The organism is Burkholderia sp. D-99 (genome assembly GCF_011605345.1).
Lineage (GTDB): Bacteria > Pseudomonadota > Gammaproteobacteria > Burkholderiales > Burkholderiaceae > Burkholderia.
Map to the genome: position 1 here is coordinate 58,557 of NZ_JAAOXM010000005.1, position 16,155 is coordinate 74,711.

Annotated in this window: 16 protein-coding genes; 1 reads left to right on the top strand and 15 read right to left on the bottom strand. The window is 69.2% G+C overall.

Translation table 11 applies throughout. The features are described from left to right. Positions 1–3 precede the first annotated feature (3 nt). From HAV18_RS20045 to HAV18_RS20115, 15 genes are all read right to left on the bottom strand, one after another. The gene (locus HAV18_RS20045; RefSeq protein WP_059713106.1) at positions 4–465 is read right to left on the bottom strand and encodes a type II 3-dehydroquinate dehydratase; all 462 of its coding nucleotides are present in this window, start codon (positions 463–465) and stop codon (positions 4–6) included. Continuing rightward, positions 450–1,109 (bottom strand): HAD-IA family hydrolase, encoded by a 660-nt coding sequence (locus HAV18_RS20050; protein ID WP_166958940.1) that lies wholly within the window; start codon positions 1,107–1,109, stop codon positions 450–452. Before HAV18_RS20050 ends, HAV18_RS20045 begins: the two co-directional genes overlap by 16 nt. After that, positions 1,102–1,746 carry a sulfotransferase gene (locus tag HAV18_RS20055; RefSeq protein WP_166958942.1) on the bottom strand — a complete coding sequence of 215 codons (645 nt, stop codon included), beginning with the start codon at positions 1,744–1,746 and terminating at the stop codon, positions 1,102–1,104. Before HAV18_RS20055 ends, HAV18_RS20050 begins: the two co-directional genes overlap by 8 nt. A 37-nt stretch (positions 1,747–1,783) precedes the next feature. Further along, positions 1,784–2,038, bottom strand: a complete 255-nt coding sequence (locus HAV18_RS20060; protein ID WP_166958944.1) for an acyl carrier protein — start codon at positions 2,036–2,038, stop codon at positions 1,784–1,786. Positions 2,039–2,041: 3 nt separating this feature from the next. Next, the gene (locus HAV18_RS20065; protein ID WP_166958946.1) at positions 2,042–4,267 is read right to left on the bottom strand and encodes a fatty acid--CoA ligase family protein; all 2,226 of its coding nucleotides are present in this window, start codon (positions 4,265–4,267) and stop codon (positions 2,042–2,044) included. Further along, the gene (locus HAV18_RS20070; RefSeq protein WP_166958948.1) at positions 4,254–5,375 is read right to left on the bottom strand and encodes a radical SAM protein; all 1,122 of its coding nucleotides are present in this window, start codon (positions 5,373–5,375) and stop codon (positions 4,254–4,256) included. Before HAV18_RS20070 ends, HAV18_RS20065 begins: the two co-directional genes overlap by 14 nt. After that, positions 5,372–7,171, bottom strand: a complete 1,800-nt coding sequence (locus HAV18_RS20075; RefSeq protein WP_166958950.1) for a B12-binding domain-containing radical SAM protein — start codon at positions 7,169–7,171, stop codon at positions 5,372–5,374. Before HAV18_RS20075 ends, HAV18_RS20070 begins: the two co-directional genes overlap by 4 nt. A 1-nt stretch (position 7,172) precedes the next feature. Further along, on the bottom strand, positions 7,173–8,675 hold the full coding sequence (locus HAV18_RS20080; protein WP_166958952.1) for an alkaline phosphatase family protein: 1,503 nt from the start codon (positions 8,673–8,675) through the stop codon (positions 7,173–7,175). A gap of 77 nt (positions 8,676–8,752) precedes the next feature. Next, positions 8,753–9,103: a TfoX/Sxy family protein gene (locus HAV18_RS20085; protein WP_166958954.1), complete on the bottom strand. Its 351-nt coding sequence runs from the start codon at positions 9,101–9,103 to the stop codon at positions 8,753–8,755. Between the two features lie 23 nt (positions 9,104–9,126). Then, the gene (locus HAV18_RS20090; RefSeq protein ID WP_166958956.1) at positions 9,127–9,516 is read right to left on the bottom strand and encodes a VOC family protein; all 390 of its coding nucleotides are present in this window, start codon (positions 9,514–9,516) and stop codon (positions 9,127–9,129) included. Then, on the bottom strand, positions 9,516–10,307 hold the full coding sequence (locus HAV18_RS20095) for a hypothetical protein (RefSeq protein WP_166958958.1): 792 nt from the start codon (positions 10,305–10,307) through the stop codon (positions 9,516–9,518). Before HAV18_RS20095 ends, HAV18_RS20090 begins: the two co-directional genes overlap by 1 nt. Positions 10,308–10,317: 10 nt before the next feature. Further along, complete coding sequence (locus HAV18_RS20100) at positions 10,318–11,331, bottom strand: methyltransferase (RefSeq protein WP_166958960.1); 1,014 nt, start codon at positions 11,329–11,331, stop codon at positions 10,318–10,320. Continuing rightward, positions 11,328–13,565: a beta-ketoacyl synthase N-terminal-like domain-containing protein gene (locus HAV18_RS20105; protein WP_166958962.1), complete on the bottom strand. Its 2,238-nt coding sequence runs from the start codon at positions 13,563–13,565 to the stop codon at positions 11,328–11,330. The genes HAV18_RS20100 and HAV18_RS20105 overlap by 4 nt, the downstream gene beginning before the upstream one ends. Further along, positions 13,559–14,290 carry a class I SAM-dependent methyltransferase gene (locus HAV18_RS20110; RefSeq protein ID WP_166958964.1) on the bottom strand — a complete coding sequence of 244 codons (732 nt, stop codon included), beginning with the start codon at positions 14,288–14,290 and terminating at the stop codon, positions 13,559–13,561. Before HAV18_RS20110 ends, HAV18_RS20105 begins: the two co-directional genes overlap by 7 nt. A gap of 239 nt (positions 14,291–14,529) precedes the next feature. After that, positions 14,530–14,793: an acyl carrier protein gene (locus HAV18_RS20115; protein ID WP_166958966.1), complete on the bottom strand. Its 264-nt coding sequence runs from the start codon at positions 14,791–14,793 to the stop codon at positions 14,530–14,532. A gap of 402 nt (positions 14,794–15,195) precedes the next feature. On the opposite strand from HAV18_RS20115, the gene HAV18_RS20120 reads away from it, so the two are divergent. Continuing rightward, positions 15,196–16,155 (top strand): transglutaminase domain-containing protein, encoded by a 960-nt coding sequence (locus HAV18_RS20120; protein ID WP_166958968.1) that lies wholly within the window; start codon positions 15,196–15,198, stop codon positions 16,153–16,155.

The window sequence follows — 16,155 nt, forward strand, 5'->3', positions numbered from 1 at the left end:
AGATCAGGGGCGCGCGGCCGGTTCGACGGCCGGCCGGCCGGCGCCGCGCATCAGCCCGGTGGCGGCCAGCAGGTAGCCTTCGCTGCCGAGGCCGGCGATCACGCCGGCCGCGAGCGGTGCGAGGATGGACGTATGGCGAAAGCTCTCGCGGCTCCAGATGTTCGACAGGTGGACTTCGATCCACGGCGCCGGAAAATCCTCGAGCGCGTCGCGCAACGCCCAGCCGTTCATCATCAGCGCGCCGGGGTTCAGGATCAGCGCGTCCACGTCGCGGCGCGCCTCGAGGCAGTCGATAATTTCGCCTTCGTGATTGCTCTGGAACGCGACGACCGACCACCCGCCGGCCTCGGCCAGCGCCTCGAGGCGCCGCGTGATGTCGTGCAGGGTGGCCGTGCCGTAGATGTCCGGCTTGCGGCTGCCGAGCCGGCCGAGATTCGGGCCGTTGATCATCAGGAGAGTGCGCATGACTGGGGCATCCTCAGCAGTGACAGGAGATCGGCCGGCGCGGCGAGCTGCACGTCGACGGGCATCGCCAGCACGTGCGCCGGCGGATGGTCCCACAGGGCCAGCGCGGTCTTCATGCCGGCGCGCGCGCCGCATTCGAGGTCGGCGGCCGCGTCACCGACGAACAGCGTGTCGGCCGGCGTGAGCGCCAGCACGTCGGCGATGCGCAGCGCCATGTCGGGCGCCGGCTTCTGGTTCGGCACGTCGTCGCTGCCGAGCACCATTGAGAAATGGCCGTCGAGCCGCAGGTGATCGAGCAGCGCGACGGTACGCGCGTGATCCTTGCCGGTCGCGATCGCCATCGGCACGCGGTGCAGCGACAGCGTCTCCAGCATCGCGATGACGCCGTCGAACACGCGCACCCGATGCATGTTGCGGATGCTCTCGCGCTTGAATGCCGCATGCATTTCGAGCGGCAGCCCCATCTGGCGCATGATGTTCGGGAAGCTCTGGCCGAGATAGCGGCAATATTCGCTGAACGGCGGCGGCGAGCCGTCGCCGACCACCTCGTCGTACGCGGCGAAATACGCGCTGCGCATCACGTCCTTGCTGTCGATCAGCGTGCCGTCCAGATCGAAGATGACCGCGGACAACGTGTCAAGCATGCGATGCCTCCCGCGGCGAAGCCGCATGGTTCAGCGTCGGGTCGACGGCCGCCAGCATGCGCGCCGTGTCGAGCCGGCGCGGCGCGAGGAACGCCTGGATGCGGTCGATCTCCGGCGCGGGGGCGGCCAGCATCGATTCGTAGTGCAGCGTGTGCAGCCGCATGTTCGGCCGCGCGTCGATCCACGCGAGCGTTTCGTCGACATGGCGGCGGTATACGTCCTTGAGCTTTTCCGCCGCCGCGTCGTCCCACGACGCGTCGGAGTGATGCAGCGCCATGTCGCGCTGCGAGCGCACGATTTCGTCGAGGTCCCGGTGCAGGAACAGGATCGAATAGCAGCGCGTGGCCGGCAGGTGCCGCACGAAGCGCGACACCGCCTTGACGGCCTTGCCGGCCGCGCTGTCGATCCAGTTCACGTAACCGTGCCGCTCCTTGATTGGCTCCCACTCGAAATAGCCGTGCGGATTGCGCGAGTTGCCTTCGCGGATGTGATCGGTCAACGGTTCGATGCCGCCGAACGCGAGCACGCGCATCAGCATCGACGTGCCGGAGCGCGGCAGGCCCGAGACGACGGTGACCGCATCGTCGCCCCAGGCATCGTTCGCGAGGACGTCCATGCAGGCGAGGGATTTCAGCATGCCGTTCTCCCCGGGCGGGCGCGGTGCGTGTGCCGCTTCATGCGGTGGCCGCCGGCAGCCGGTTGCGGATGTACTGCTCGAGCGTGTCGACCGAGCTGACCAGGTCGATCGACAGGTCTTCGTCGTCGATCTGGATGCCGAATTCGCCTTCGACGCGAATCAGCACTTCGAGCGCATCGACCGAGTTCAGGCCGAGCGTCTCGATCAGGTTCTTGTCCCGCAGCGAGTCCAGCGTCACGTCGCGTTGCGTGACCGCGGAGAACACGTTGATCAGGCGTTCGGAAATTTGCATGGCTCAGGTCCTTGAGTAAAAGTTCACACGATGGGAAACCGTGGCGTCGTCCTTCATGACGTCCTGTTTCCGGAAGCCCAGGTTCAGCATCAGCAGGTCGATGCTCGATTCGGTGGGATGGCAGGTGCCGCCGTGCGTGATCCAGTCGACGCCGATCGCGGCGCCCGCGCCGTCGCCGAGGAACAGTTCGTCGACGACGACGACGCCCGTGGGCGACAAGCGCTCCGCCAGCCGCAGCAGGTTCGACGCGACGTCGGGGTGGTGCACGGCGTTGTCGAGGATCACGACGTCGAGGTCGCCGGCGCCGGCACACGCGTCGTCGAGCGAGCAGCAACGCACGCCCGGCGCCGGTTCCGCATTGAGCCCGCCGACGAGCACGCATCGGCCGTCGCGCACCAGGCCTTGCGCCGCGAGGCGCGCCGAATAGGCGCCCGACGTCGCGCTGACGTCGAGCACGCGATACGGCCCGGGATGCAGTGCCGCGAGGCGCCGCATCGCGAACAGCGCGGCGCGCTGCTTGTGCGGCCCGTTCATCGCGCGCTGGTAACGCGCGATGAACGCCTGCGACGGCGCATGCGTTGCGAGCGGTCGCGCGCGCCGGCCCGCCTGCAGGATCGCGCGCAGATCCTCGGCGCGGTTCCAGCTGCCGGCGGCGTCGGCTTCGAGCCGCACCAGGTCGGCCACCGCGTCCGGCAGCGGCGCGGGCGCGCCGTCGGGCGCGTCGCTCAGCAATCCGCATTGCGCCGCGACCGACAGCAGCTCGCCGAGCGCGTCGGCGTGCAGACCGCTTTCGTACGCGAGCTGGTCGACGTTCGCAACGCCGTCGAGCCGTTCGAGCACGCCCGAGCCGCACAACGCGAACAGCAGCGCGGAGCGCTTGTACGCGCCGGCTGCCTCGATCAGCCGTTCCGGCGCCGCCCAGCGGTAGACCGGGCTGCGCGCGGCCTTGCCGTTGGCGGTGCGGCGGATGGCGTCGACGGCTTCGAACACGTCCGGAACCTTGTTCTCGCGCAGCCGCTCGCGGCAGAACCGGCGCACCGCGCCCGCGTCCCAGGCGAGCCCGGGGCGCGGCACGATCGACGCGAGAATGTGGTCGTTGCCGTCGCCGCGGCGCGACTTCACGCTGCGCACCTGGCAATCCTCGACGAGCGGGCACTCGCGCAGCACCGCTTCGATCTCGAACGGCGAGATCCATGCCTCGCCGCGGCGGATCGCGGCCGTTTCGCGGCCGACGATCTGATAGCCGTGCTCGCCTTCGTTCACCAGGTCGCCGGTCGGATGCAGGCGCCCGTCCTCGAGTTCGATCACCAGCGGGAAGGCCGACGCGTCGCCCGGCTTGCCGGCGATCCGCAGGCCCGGCATCGGTCGGCCGATGCACAGCGGCGGCAGCGGCGCGATGCCCGCGAACAGCGCGCCGGTCTCGGTGCTGCCGTAGTTACGCGACAACCCGAGCCCGAACGCGGCCTGGAACTGCGCGTCGAGCGGCGCGTCGACCGGCCCCGCGCCCGCCATCGCCACGCGCAGCCGTGCCGGGCGCGCACCGCTGCCGGCGCGGCGCGCCAGCAGCGACGCGATGAACGGCGTGAGCGCGCAATGCGTGGCGCGCTGCCGCAGCGCGTCGACGGTGCGGCCGAGCTGGGTCGGCGCACAGATCTCGAGCGCGCAGCCCGCATCGGCGGCGGCCCAGAGCCAGCCCAGCACGTATGCGTGGTAGACGGGCGCGACGAGCAGCACGTGATGCTCGGGCGCGAGCCCGAGCAGGTCGATGTAGCGACGCGCTTCCTGCCGCCAGCTCGCGACCGGACGGAACACGACGGACGGCCGGCCGGTCGAGCCCGACGTCAGCAGGTGCAAGCCGCTTTCCGGCGGGTTGTCGCCGGTGCGCGCCGGCGCGGCCGCGATGCGCTCGATCGTCAGCGACTGGCTGTCCGCCAGGCGCCAGAGGGTGTCGGCGCCGATTTCGCGCGCGTAGCCGCGCGCCTCGTCGGCCGTGCTGTCGGCCGGCAGGACGAGCGGCGAAATGCCGTGCGCCAGCAGGAAGAACAGCAGCGCGGCATGCGGCAGTGTGTTGTCGACGTAGACGACCGCCCGCGTGCCGATGCCGTGCTCGGCGGCCAGCGCGTCGCGCCACGCGGCGAGCGTCGCCGTGCCGGCATGGCGGGCCGCCACCTGCTCGAACGACGCGTCGCCCGGCGGCGCGGGCCGCGCGATGAATTCAGCGTTCGACATAGTGGGCCTTCTTGGCTTCGAGCAGGCGGCGCACGCCGGGCGGCGCATAGGACGGCGCGCGGCACAGCTCGTCGAGCGTGATCTGGTCCTCGAAATACAGGCTGAGCGTGTCCCACGGCGTGAAGCAGCCCTTGCACGCGTCGAGGCGCGGGCGCTCGCCCAGCAGCAGTTCGTAGAAGCCGGTGCGGTTGACCTGATCGAGCGCCGCTTCCCAGTTGTCCGTGGTCAGGTCGCCCATCTTGTGGAACCAGATGTTCGGGCAGGGCGTCACGACGCCGTCGTCGAACGTCGACACGACGAGCCGAGGCAGGTGGCAGCGCCACGAGCGCACGCCGTCGCGATAGAACGCGATCAGCCGGTCGAGATAGGGCTTCGGCGGCAGCACGTGCGCGAATTCCGCGAGCATCGACGGCAGCGCGTCGATGTGGTGGTACTGGTCCGGACGCACCTGGAATCGCTCGCTGTCCGGCCCGCGCACCGGGAACGGAAACAGCTGCGGCGGATTCTCGCGAAACTGCCCGCACCACTCGACCAGCGCGCGCAGGTAGGGCGCGCTTCGATCGTTCAGCACACCGTATATTTCGAGCGGTAGGCCGGCCTCGACGATCCGGCGGATCCGGTCGAGCACCATCGAATGAATCGATTCCGACTGCACGCGGTAGCTGTTGCCGTGGTAGTCGCTGCTGTCGAGCGACACCTGCACGGTGATGTTGCCGAGCTTGACGAGCCGCTCGATCTTGTCATCGGTCAGCGGCAGCGCGTTGGTCTGCACGATCAGCGTTTCATAGCGCGGCGCCATCTTCTCGATGAACGCCATGATTCCCTTGACGATGAAGATCTCGCCGCCGGTGAGCTTCAGCAACGGCGGGGCGAGCGCTTCGTCGACACGCTCGACGATCGTGTCGAGCCGCGTGCCGAGATCGTTGCCTTGCGCGTAGCGAGCGATCGTCGGTGTCTGGAAGATCAGTTTGCCTTCGTGCGACGCCTTCAGGTTGCTCTGCCCGGTCAGGCAGTATTCGCAACTGAGGTTGCACGCGTTCTCGTTGATCACGAGGTCGTTGCCGAGCAGCTGTCTGGCGACGTCGGGTTCATGCGCGAGTGGATTCATGGTCGGACCGCCTCGTCGGGTTGGGAATGGAATGGTCGGGAGCCGGCCGACCGCCACCCGGCGGCGAGCTCGGCGTCGAGCGTGCGCAGCGCGTCGAGCGCCGCGCGATACCGCGAGTCGACGGCCGGCCGCTCGGCGAGCACGTCCGCTTCGGTCAGCGCGCCCTGCTCGGCGCGTAGCGTCAGCCGCGAAATCAGCGCGAGGTTGAATTCGGCGAGCGCGTCGCGCAGCACGCGCACTCCGGTTTCAGCCGCCGCAATCGCACGCGCGCCGGCCGGCGTCGCGGCCCGGCGCTTCAACCGCGACAGGCGCAGGCTGAAGGCCGGATCGTTTCGCTCGAATTCGAATACGGGCGGCAGCGCACCGTCCGTCGACGCGGCGTCCTTCCTGAACAGCAGCGGCATCGACGCGGCCAGCGCCGCGATGCGCGCATCCTGGAAGTCGTACGCGAACGGGTCGAGCGACAGCGCGTAGTCGTCGTGCAGTAGCCGCTCCTCGCGCAACGTGTCGAGCACGCTGGCGCCGGGGTAGAGCTCCAGCGGCGTCGTATAGCGGCGCAGATGCTGGCCGAGGAAGCGGTGCAGGAACGCGTTGTTGGCGCGAATCTCGTCGAACGACGACCACGGGTGGTACGCGATGAAACCGAATTCGACGTGAATGCCGGCGCCGCGCAACAGCCCGATCGCGCGAATGTTGTCCTCGACCGTCGATTTCTTGTTCCAGCGGTCGAGGCCGCGCTGCGAGCCGGATTCGATGCCGATCAGCACTTTTTCGAGCCCCGAGCGATGGAGCAGCGCCAGCAGCGGCCGATCCGCCTCGTGCCAGCTCCGCGCCTGCGTGCAGCAGCTGTAGTGGATGTGCAGCCCGCGATCGAGCACGCCTTGCGCGATCGCGCCGATGCGGCGCTTGCCGAGCGTGCCGCCGCCCGGATCCTCGAACGTCGAATCGACGAACTCGAAGGTGTCGACCCGGTACTGGCGGTGCAGCCGCTCGATTTCGTCGAGGATCCGTCCGGTCGAGCGGGTGCGCCAGAGCTTCCCGCCGTTGATCTTGTTGCCCGCATGCGGCGCGTTGCAGAACGTGCAGCTGCCGCTGCAGCCGCGCGTCGTCGCCACCCGCATGCTGGACAGGCGGCCGTCGTTCGTCTCGTACTGGTCCCGCATCGCTTCGGGCAGCATGTCGAGCTCGACGACCGTATGGCCGACCGGATTGTCGACACAGTCGTCGGCCGCGCGCCGCCAGCTCAGCGCCGGCACGTTCGCGAAGTCGCTGTCCTGCCAGAGGGCTTCGACATAGCGCACGAGCGGCACGTCGCCTTCGCCGCGCACCAGCGCATCGAGGAACGACCAGTTCGGATTGCGCAGCAGCTGTGAGCCGAGCGAGGTCGCGAGCGGGCCGCCGGCCAGGAACGCGGGGGCGGGCCCGAGGCGCGCGCGTAGCGCATGGCCGAACGCCGTCGCATGCGAGATGCTGACGGTCGTGAGCGACAGGCCGACGAGGTCCGGCCGGAATGCCCGGATCCGCTCGATCGCGGCGGCATCGCCGGCGCCGCCCGCCGGCACCTCGACGATGCGGCAGTCGATGCTCAGGCGGCGCAGGATCGCGACGAGATAACTGACGCCGAGATGCTCGGAGCTGACCACGAGATCGCCGTCCAGCAGCACCGGGAAGCAGACCCGCATCGGCCGCGGATGCGTGAAGTCGACGGCCGAGCGCAGCGGGTCGCCGTCCTCGTCGCCGGGCGCGGCGAACGGAATCAGCGGAATCACGGGCTTGATGTGAAGCGCAGCCGGCATGTCAGAAATAGCCGATCTGTTGCAGCTGGCTGTCCATGAACGCCGATTCGGCGTCGGTCATGCGCCGGCCGCCGGCGTGCTGCTGCGCCGCCTCGCGGGCGACATCGCCGCCGGGTTCGACCAGCCAGTGGCCGTCGAGACGATCGGGTACCGGCAGGCCGAGATGGGCGAGGAGGGTCGGGTAGATGTCCTCGATGCGGGCGAACAGCGCCGCGCCGCGCGGAAACGCCGGGCCGGCGACGAACACGATGCCGTCCGGCCGGTGCACGCCGCGCTGCGCGGGCTCGCTCCAGATCGTTCCGGTCAGGTTCGGCGTCGGCATCACGCTGAAGTCGCGCGGAATCAGCAGGTAGTCGGGCGCGTCCGCCAGCCGCGCGCCGCGATACACGTGCTCGCGCTTTTCCAGCCGGAACCAGGGCTGGCCGTGCGCGTCGACGACGGTTGCGAGTGCGTCGGCCAACGCGCGCTCGGCGTCCGGCAGCGTGTCGGCATCGAGCGTGCCGTGCGCGTCGCGGCCCTTGAGGTTCGCGTTCAGGCCGAAGCAGCCGGGCGTCGGCATGTAGAAGCGGGTCTGCGCCCACGCGACGGTGCGACGGTAATGGAACGGCGAGTCGAACCACGCGCGCTGCGTCGCGTCGTCGTTCGCCAGTTGCCCGCCGGCGCCCGCCGGTGCGAATTCGGTCGCCAGCAGGCCGTGCTGCTCCAGCAGCTCGTGCACGTTGAAATCGGCATCGCAGCGGCCGAAGCCGTGGTCCGACGCCACCACGAACAGCGTGTCGTCGTCCACCAGCTCGAGCAGCGTGCCCAGCGCGCGGTCGACGTCGGCGTAGATGCGCTCCACGTCGGGGCCGGGGTGTGCGTCCTCGCCCCAGTAGTAGTGGCTCACGCGGTCGATCTCGGTAAAGACCACGAACAGCGCGTCGACGGGGCGGTGCTGCTGCAGGTGCAGGCAGGTGCGCGCGCGATCGTCGATGAAGCGGCTCGCACGTTCGACGTAGTCGTCCTGGCCGCGGTACATCGTCACGATGTCCGAGTGATAGTGCAGGCCCGCGGCGGCCAGCTCGCTCATCAGCTCCGGCGGCTCCGTATAGCGCAGCGTCTTCGACAGCGGCCAGCTCACCATGTAGCCGTCGCGCAGCGGCGCGGGCGGATGCGTCATCGGCACGTTGTAGACGCCGACACGGTAGCCGTGGCGTTCCAGCGTGCGCCATACCGGTTCGCGGCCATAGTCGGCGACGTTCATGCCGCGCGCCGAGTAATCGCCGGCCTGGGTCGACCAGAACTGGTAGACCCCGTGCTCGCCCGGCTCGACGCCGGTAAACATCGACGCCCAGCCGGGTGCGGTATGCGGCGGAAAGGTCGACTGCAGCACGCCCGATGCGGCACGCGCACGCAACGCCTTGAAATTCGGCAACCGATCCCGCGCGATCAGATCGTCCAGGACCGTTGCCGACGCGCCGTCGATGCCGAGTACCAGCAGTTTGAGCGCATTCGATGTCGTCATCGACTGTGGCGCGGCGCGTGCCGCGCTTCCATGGTGAAGGTTTAAGGTGTCCGGCGCCGCGCGCGGCGGCCGGAGCGTCATCGTTTTCGGGGCGGCTTGCCGGGCTGGCCGGCAAACCGGATCGAGTGCGCGAGCCACACGCTCAGGCGCGCGGTGTCGTCCAGCATCGCGTCGGGCACCAGCACGTACTGGCGGCTCGGCGGGCTGGTCGGCTCGTACTGCAGCGGCCGCGCGCCGCGCTCTTGCAGCAGCGCGGCGTGGTGCACGGGATCGAGCTTGATCGCGAGGCCGACGTTGGACAGCGACGCGAACGGCTTGCCGTTCGCATACGCCATCACGCCGCCGAACATCGCCCGGAAGCTGATCGCGTTCGGATCAGGGGCGGCCAGCATCACCGGCGCCTGCAGTTGCCTGGGATCGTGGTGCATGGCGAGTGCCTCGCGTCGGGAGATCAGCGAAGCGGCGTCGCCAGCTCGACCAGCACACCGTTGTTGTCGAGCACGTAGCCGACCTTTTGCCCCCAGGGCTTCTCGATCGGCGTCTTGACCGGCGTGGCGCCGTTGGCGACCGCGTGCGCGTAGGCCGCCTCGATCTCGGGGCTGACCAGCACCACCTCGATGCCGGCAGGCATTTCGCCGGCCAGGTTCTTGCGGTACTGGACGGGCACGCTGGTCGCCGCGAGCTCGTCGCAGACGAACGCGAGCGTCGTGTCGCCGGTTTCCATTTCGGCGTACTGATTGCTGTCATGCACGAAGCGGCGCGTCAGGCCGAAAGCCTGCTCGTAGAACGCCACCGTTTGCAACACATCGTTCGTATAGACGATTACATAGCCAAGCTGCATCACTTCACCTCGGGTGTGGAACGGTTTTCAAAAGCGGCGGGTGCCGCGCCTTCCCAGTACAGGGCGGCGAAGCCATCCCGGTACGGGGGGAACGTGTGTACGCCGCTCACGAGCGGCTGGCAGCCCCGGATCACGCCGCGCGCATGACCGAGCGGCTTGGTCAGGACGATCGCGAGGAACATGCGCGTCGCGCCCAGGCACTCGACGAGCCGGCCCGCGCGCGCGGCGCTGTCGGGCGCATCGCGCAGGATCGCCGTCACGGCTTGCGCAAAGGCGAGATCGGGCACGATCCACGCGTGCGATTCGCCGGCCGCGTCGCGGAACGCGAGCTTCACGAGATGCCGCTGGCGCGTCGTGCGCAGCAGCTCGATACGCTCCGGCGTGGCCTCGATCAGGGCGGCGCTGCGCGCGCCGGCGAACCCGGCCGCGACGCTCGCGTCGCAGTGCGACGACAGCCAGGCCTCCAGCCGGCACGCGTCCCAGTCGCCGACGGCCTGCGCCTCGGGCAGCCATGCGACGCGCTCGCGATCCTCCGGGCGCCGGTCCGTGCCGCGGGACGGCGCCAGCCGGCAATGCACGGGGCGACCGTACGCGTAGTGCGGCGCGTCGCCGGCCACGTCGGCCAGGTACACGGGTTCGGGCCTCAGCCACCGGCCGTCGGGCGTCAACCCGGCCGCGCAGCCGTAAGTCGCGTCGACCTGGGTGATCGCGAGCGGCAGCAGCGTCACGTCCTCGAATTCGGCGGGATCGGCGTCGTGCGTTGCGCCTGCCGTCGTCATCGGCTCGTGCATGGCGCGCACCTCATGGCGCCGACGCGCAGACCAGCGCGCCGGGAACGAGCGGGAACCGCCGGCTCGCGACCGCGGTGAAGCCGTGCCGCACGAGCCGTTCGCACATGTCGCGGTCGGTCAGCGCGAACTCGGCGCCGACGCAGGCCCAGTCGACGGTCATCAGGTCAGCGGCGCTGAAGCAGGCGGGATCGAGAAACTGGTCGTAGACGACGAGCCGCGCGCCGCTGCGCAGCCCGCCGCGCAGCGCGTCCAGCAGCGCGTCGATCTCGCGGTCGCTCAGCAGGTGCAGCACGTTCGACACGATGGCGGCGTCGGCCGCGGCGATTTCGGTGCCCAGTGCCTGCGGCCGGGTGATGTCGTCCGCGACGAAGCGAAAGCGTTCGCGATCGGCCATGCCGGCGACGCGCGCGTCGAAAAGGGCCGCGACCGGGGGACGGTCCACGATGCAATAACGGGTGTGCGGCAGCAGCGCCGCCAGCTCGCCGGCGAGCGCGCCGTCCGCGCCGCCGATATCGAGGATGGCGCCATGGGCCGGCATCGCCGCGTAGCGGTAGACGTGCAGCGCGAGGGCACGCGCGGAGGCCGCCATCGCCTGCTGATAGCAGGTCAGGAACGCCGCGTCGTCGATCTGTTCGAGCGGGCGTTCGGTCACGCCGGTCTCGAGCGCGGCGCGCAGCGAGCCGTGGTCGGCATGCCACCGGCGCAACCGCGATTCCATCGCCACGACCGGCAGCACGGCTCGCGTCGCGGACGGCAGCGAATACGCGGCGCCGCTGCGCTCGAGCACGCCGACCGTCGCCAGCAGCTCGAGAAACTGCGCGAGCGGCGCGGCGCGCCAACCGCCCGCCGCCGCGAGCGCCTCGGCCGTGGCCGGCGCCTGTTGCAGCCGCGCCAGTGCACCGGTCTCCGTCAGCGTCATCAGGATGTCGCTGATCTTGTAGGCCATCGCCCAGAACATGGCGGGATTGCCCGACGGCGCGCGCAAGGCCGCATGGGCGTCGATCCGATGCTCGACGGCGCTCATTGCGCGTTCTCCGTGGCGGCGACGATCGCGACGAGCACGGTGCCGTCCGCGCCGGGCGCGACGATCGCCGACGTCGCGCCGCGCGCGATCGCGTCGTCGATCGCCAGCATCGACAGCGCGGCGCGCGGGTCCGGCGAGCCGTCGCCGAGCGCCAGGCAGGCCGGCGCGTGGCCGCAGACATCCAGCGCGCGCGTGAGCAGCGGCAGGTAGCGGCCGGCCTCGTGCGCCGCGAGATAGACGCGGTCCGGCGCGTATTGCGCGAGATGGCGGCCGAGCCGTTCGGCAAGCGCCGGACGTGCGCCGTCGGCCGCGTCGCGACCGCTCAGCGTGCGCACGTCGAGCAGGCGCGCCAGCACCCGCGCGCCACGCGCCACGGCCCGCTCGGCGGTTTCCAGCACCAGCGAACCGGCCGCGTCGGCCGGTTCCGCCCGCCCGGGCAGATGCGGCGCGAGCGCCGCTTCGAGCGGATCCCATGCGTCGTAGCCGGCGACCAGCGCCGCGTCGGCCCGCTCGGCCCGGATCGACAGCGCCGCGACTTCGAGCGCCTGAAGCCCCGAACGACGCGAGCCCGTCAGCGTATAGGTCGTGCCGGTCAGGCCGAAATGCCGGCACACGAGCGCGGCGCCGAGGTGGATGCCGTGGTCCAGCGACATGCTCGGCGTGATGGCCGCCGGATTCGTCCGCAAGCCGTCGCACATCACGCGGCTGGCTTCCGGGGAACCGCCGACGCAGCTCCCGAAGATCGCCGCGAAGCGATCGTCCGGGCAGGGCAGCGTGTCCGGCGCGATGCCGGCGCGGCGCAGTGCGTCTGCGCTCGACGCGGCGGCAAGCTGGGCCGCGCGGTTCATGTAGTGGTAGTTGGATTCGACCGGGTAGTGGCGATAGATGTCGAACTCGCCGAGCCGCGCGGCCGGGCGCGGGCCGTCCTCGCCCACCGGCCGCCAGCAAAACCCGTCGGCCGCGATCGCGCTGCTGCCCGTGATCACGAGCGGCGCGTCCGCACGCGGCGCGAACGCGTGGCGGCGCGGCTGCCCGTTCGCGGCCGACGACAGTGCGACGCTCGTATTCAAGCCGCCGCCGCCGCACGCGTTCGACAGGCCGAACGCGAACGCGTGGCGTACGCTCGCCGTGCCGACGGGGCGCAAGGCCAGCGTGTCGTCGTGGCGATCGAGGCCGGCGTTGCCGTGCACGAAGCCGTCGCGCATCTGCACGAGCGTGGCGATGACTTCGGTGATCGCGGCGGCGCCCGCGAGATGCGTGGTGATCGATTTGGTCGAGTTGACGAGCACCGGCTCGCCGATACCGCGCAGTCGCGCGATCGCGCCGCATTCGATCGCGTCGATCATGCGGGTGCCGGGCGCGTGCGCGTTCACGTAGTCGAGCTGCTCGCGGCCGCGCGCGGCGTCGTCGAGCGCGAGCTGCATCGCGCGATACAGGCCGGAGCCGTCTTCGGCCAGCGTGATCGGGGCCGCGCCGCGGTCGCACACGCTGCCGAAGCCGTCGACCCAGCCGAGCGCGGGCGCTTGGCCGGCCAGCGCCGGCTCGGCCAGCACCAGCGCGGCGGCGCCTTCACCGAGGATCGCGCCGTCGCGATCAGGATGAAAAGGCGCGAGCCGGGTGCCGACGAAGCCGGCGCGCTCCGCACCCCAGATCATGCTGGGCTTGATGACTTCGACGCCGACCACGATCATCGCCTTGCACTTGCCGGCCCGCAGGAAATCCAGCGCGAGTCCGATCGCGATGTTGCCGGACGCGCATGCGTTGCTGATCACGAAGCGCGGCCCGAGCACGTCGAAGCTCGCGCACAGGCGTTGCAGGAGCACGCCGTTCGGATAGGCGCCGAGCGCCGCGCGCGCCGCGTCGTCGATGGCCGACGACGTATCGAGCGTCGCGTAGCACTGCTCGGCCGCATGGCTTTCGCCGCCCATCGTCGCGAGGATCACGCCGACGTCGTCGAGCGCGGACAGGTCGAGCCCGCTCGCGTCGATCGCCTGCGCCATTGCCGCGTGCGCCATCCGGAACGCCTTCTCCGGCCCGTCGAAGGCCGCGTCGCTCACGAGGCCCGCGAGCGCCTTGCCGCGGGGAATCGGCATGCCGTCGAGCACGCCGACGCGCGCGCGTGTGTTCGACAGGGCGTCCGAGAAGCCCTCCAGCGTCGCGGCGACCGGGTTGACCACGCCGGCGCCCAGCACGGCGACGCCCGCCGCCTCGCTTGCGTTGCGCGCACTCAGCATGGCTTGACCGCCACGATCACGCAGTTCAGCAATTCAGCCGGCACCATCTTGACCACGGTGGCCGGCGGGAAGCCCGCCGCGTCGAGGCATTCGAGCCAGTAGTCGACCGGCACCGGCATCTCGCCGTCGGCGCGCAGGAACTTCGGCATCAGTTCGATCTGCAGCAGCATTCGCGCCAGTCCCGCGGTACGCAGGTAGTGCATCGCCTTGTCCGACAGCAGCGAGAACATGTCCGCGACCCACGCGGGATCGTCAGGACCCCCCATCATCCGGCAGTGCTGGTCGCCATAGATGAACTTGCCGCCCGGCCGCAGCACGCGCATCACTTCACGCGCGCAGATCCGCTTCTCGTCGTGGGTCAGGTGGTGCAGCGCATAGTTGGACACCACGGCGTCGACGGAGCCGTCCGGCAAGTCGATCGCATGCGCCGAGCCGACGATGCACGCGACGTCCTGTTGGCCGTCGAATTTCGTCCGCAGCATGTCGAGCATCGGCTCGGCCGGGTCGAGCGCGATCAGTTGCGCGTCGGGCCGGGCCGTCGCGGCCGCCTTCAGCAAGTTGCCCGTGCCCGCGCCGAGATCGAGGATGCGGCCGGCATCGACCGGGAGGTGGCGCACGATTTCCGCGAACAGATCGTGCATCTGCGGCACCTTGGCCATGATGGCGTCATAGGAGCCAGCCAGATCCTTCCAGTGCGTGTCGCGATGATCGAGGGTTGTCGACATGAGCATTCCAGTTTAGAGAGGGGACCAACGAGTCGAATTGCGCAACCGATTGCCGAAACCAGCCGAATCATCGATTGATGCCATTTTTGTAAATGACCGGCTGAATTAGATGTGCTGGAATCGGTTTCCGCTTCAAATGCGTGGATTAAATTTAAATGGACGAGCGGCATCGCAATTCCGAATTAATCGGAATTGAACGGGTAATCGTCGATTATTTAGCCGGGCACGCGATCGCGCGCCTAGCCGATCGTGGAGGCGGCCTGCTTATCCGTGATATATCGCGCGAGCACCTCGAACGAATCCAGCAGGTTCGCGGACAGATCGTCCGGGTCTATTTCGATGCCGTATTTCGCCTCGACGCCGATGCTGATCTCCAGCATCGAGACGGAATCGATGGACAGGGCGGCAAGAAGCCCATCGGGCGGCAAGGTCTCCGCCCGGCGATGCAGTCGCAACGCGCGTATATACAGGTCACGAAGCTGCAAATCAAGGCTCTCGGCCATTACCCCTCCTCTGGCAAACACGCATCCGTCGTCCAGCCGGACGCGGACGGCTCTCTCAGTCATTTGTCAATATATTTGGCGGATCAGGCCAGGATGAATTTTTCGTCATCCTGGCGTTCGCCGGTTCATCATGAATTTCATTGATGTGTCTGTGAATTATATTCATGCACTGTTATTATTCGCAACAGGAATTTGTAATCCAGTCTCGGCGGAATAGTAAATACAAGACGAATCCGTGCTGACTTTTTAAATCAAAGAAACAATCAAATAAAACGCAGCGAAAGATGAAACAAAGCGATCGGGCACGCCCCGTTCGCGCGAACGGACGTCTCTTTCAAACGTCGTCTGCCTGACGGACCCACCTTTAGAACGATCGACTGCCGCCGTGCCGGCAAGACTGCTATGCGAAATACCAATGACCTTACTCAGGAATTGCTCGGGCTGATCACGGCGATTCCGGCAAGCGTGCGGCGCTTCGACACGGACGCCGACACCGCCGCGCGCCACTACGGCATGCCTCCCGCGATGCTCGACGACCTGACACAGCGTGGCCTGCCGTGCGTGGGCGCCGAGGGCGCGCGCCGCTACGACCCGTTCGATCTGTCGAACCTTGCGCTGCACCTCGGGCTGCCGTCGATCCAGCGGCTGGCGATGCGGACGTGGGCGCGGGCGCTGCAGCTGGCGGCCAGCCACCGGATCGACGCTGCCACCGTGAAGGTCCTTCCGATCGACGCGGACAGCGCGACGGCCGATCCGCTTGAGGTGCTGCACATGCCGATCGCGGAGCACGCCCGTTACGCGGCGGGCCCGGTGAAGGCGCTACTGGATGAATGGGCCGGCTATCGCTTCTTCATGTTGCCGGAAGCGTGCCGGTGGGACGTCGGCTTCATCGAGCAGCATCGCGTCTGCGAATGCGGTGGCGCGTCGAAGCGCATGCTGCAGCAGGCGCACGAGCAGGGCCTCGACGCGCGGCAATGCTTCGGACTGCTGCTGGCCACGCCGTTCTCGACCGGGCACTACTGGACCGAGTTCCGCATCGACGGCGAATGGGTTGCGTTCGACCCGCTGCTGCTCGGCATGCTGCACGCGGCGTGCCGCCTCGATCCCGCCGAGTGGCCCGCGCATCGGAGCAATGGCGCGGTGCTGCACCGGCTGTGCGTGATCGACCGCTACGACGCACACGGCGCGCCGATACTCGATCGCTACGTCGACGAGCCGTATGTGAGCCAGCCGCTCGTGATCATGGACGGCCAGGCGCTGGCGGTCTCGCTGCCGACCGCATTCGGCAAGCCCCAGCGGGCCGGCGACGAAGCGCCGTCGCCGCTGCATGCGCCGGCGGGCGCCCCGTCCATCGGCGCCTGA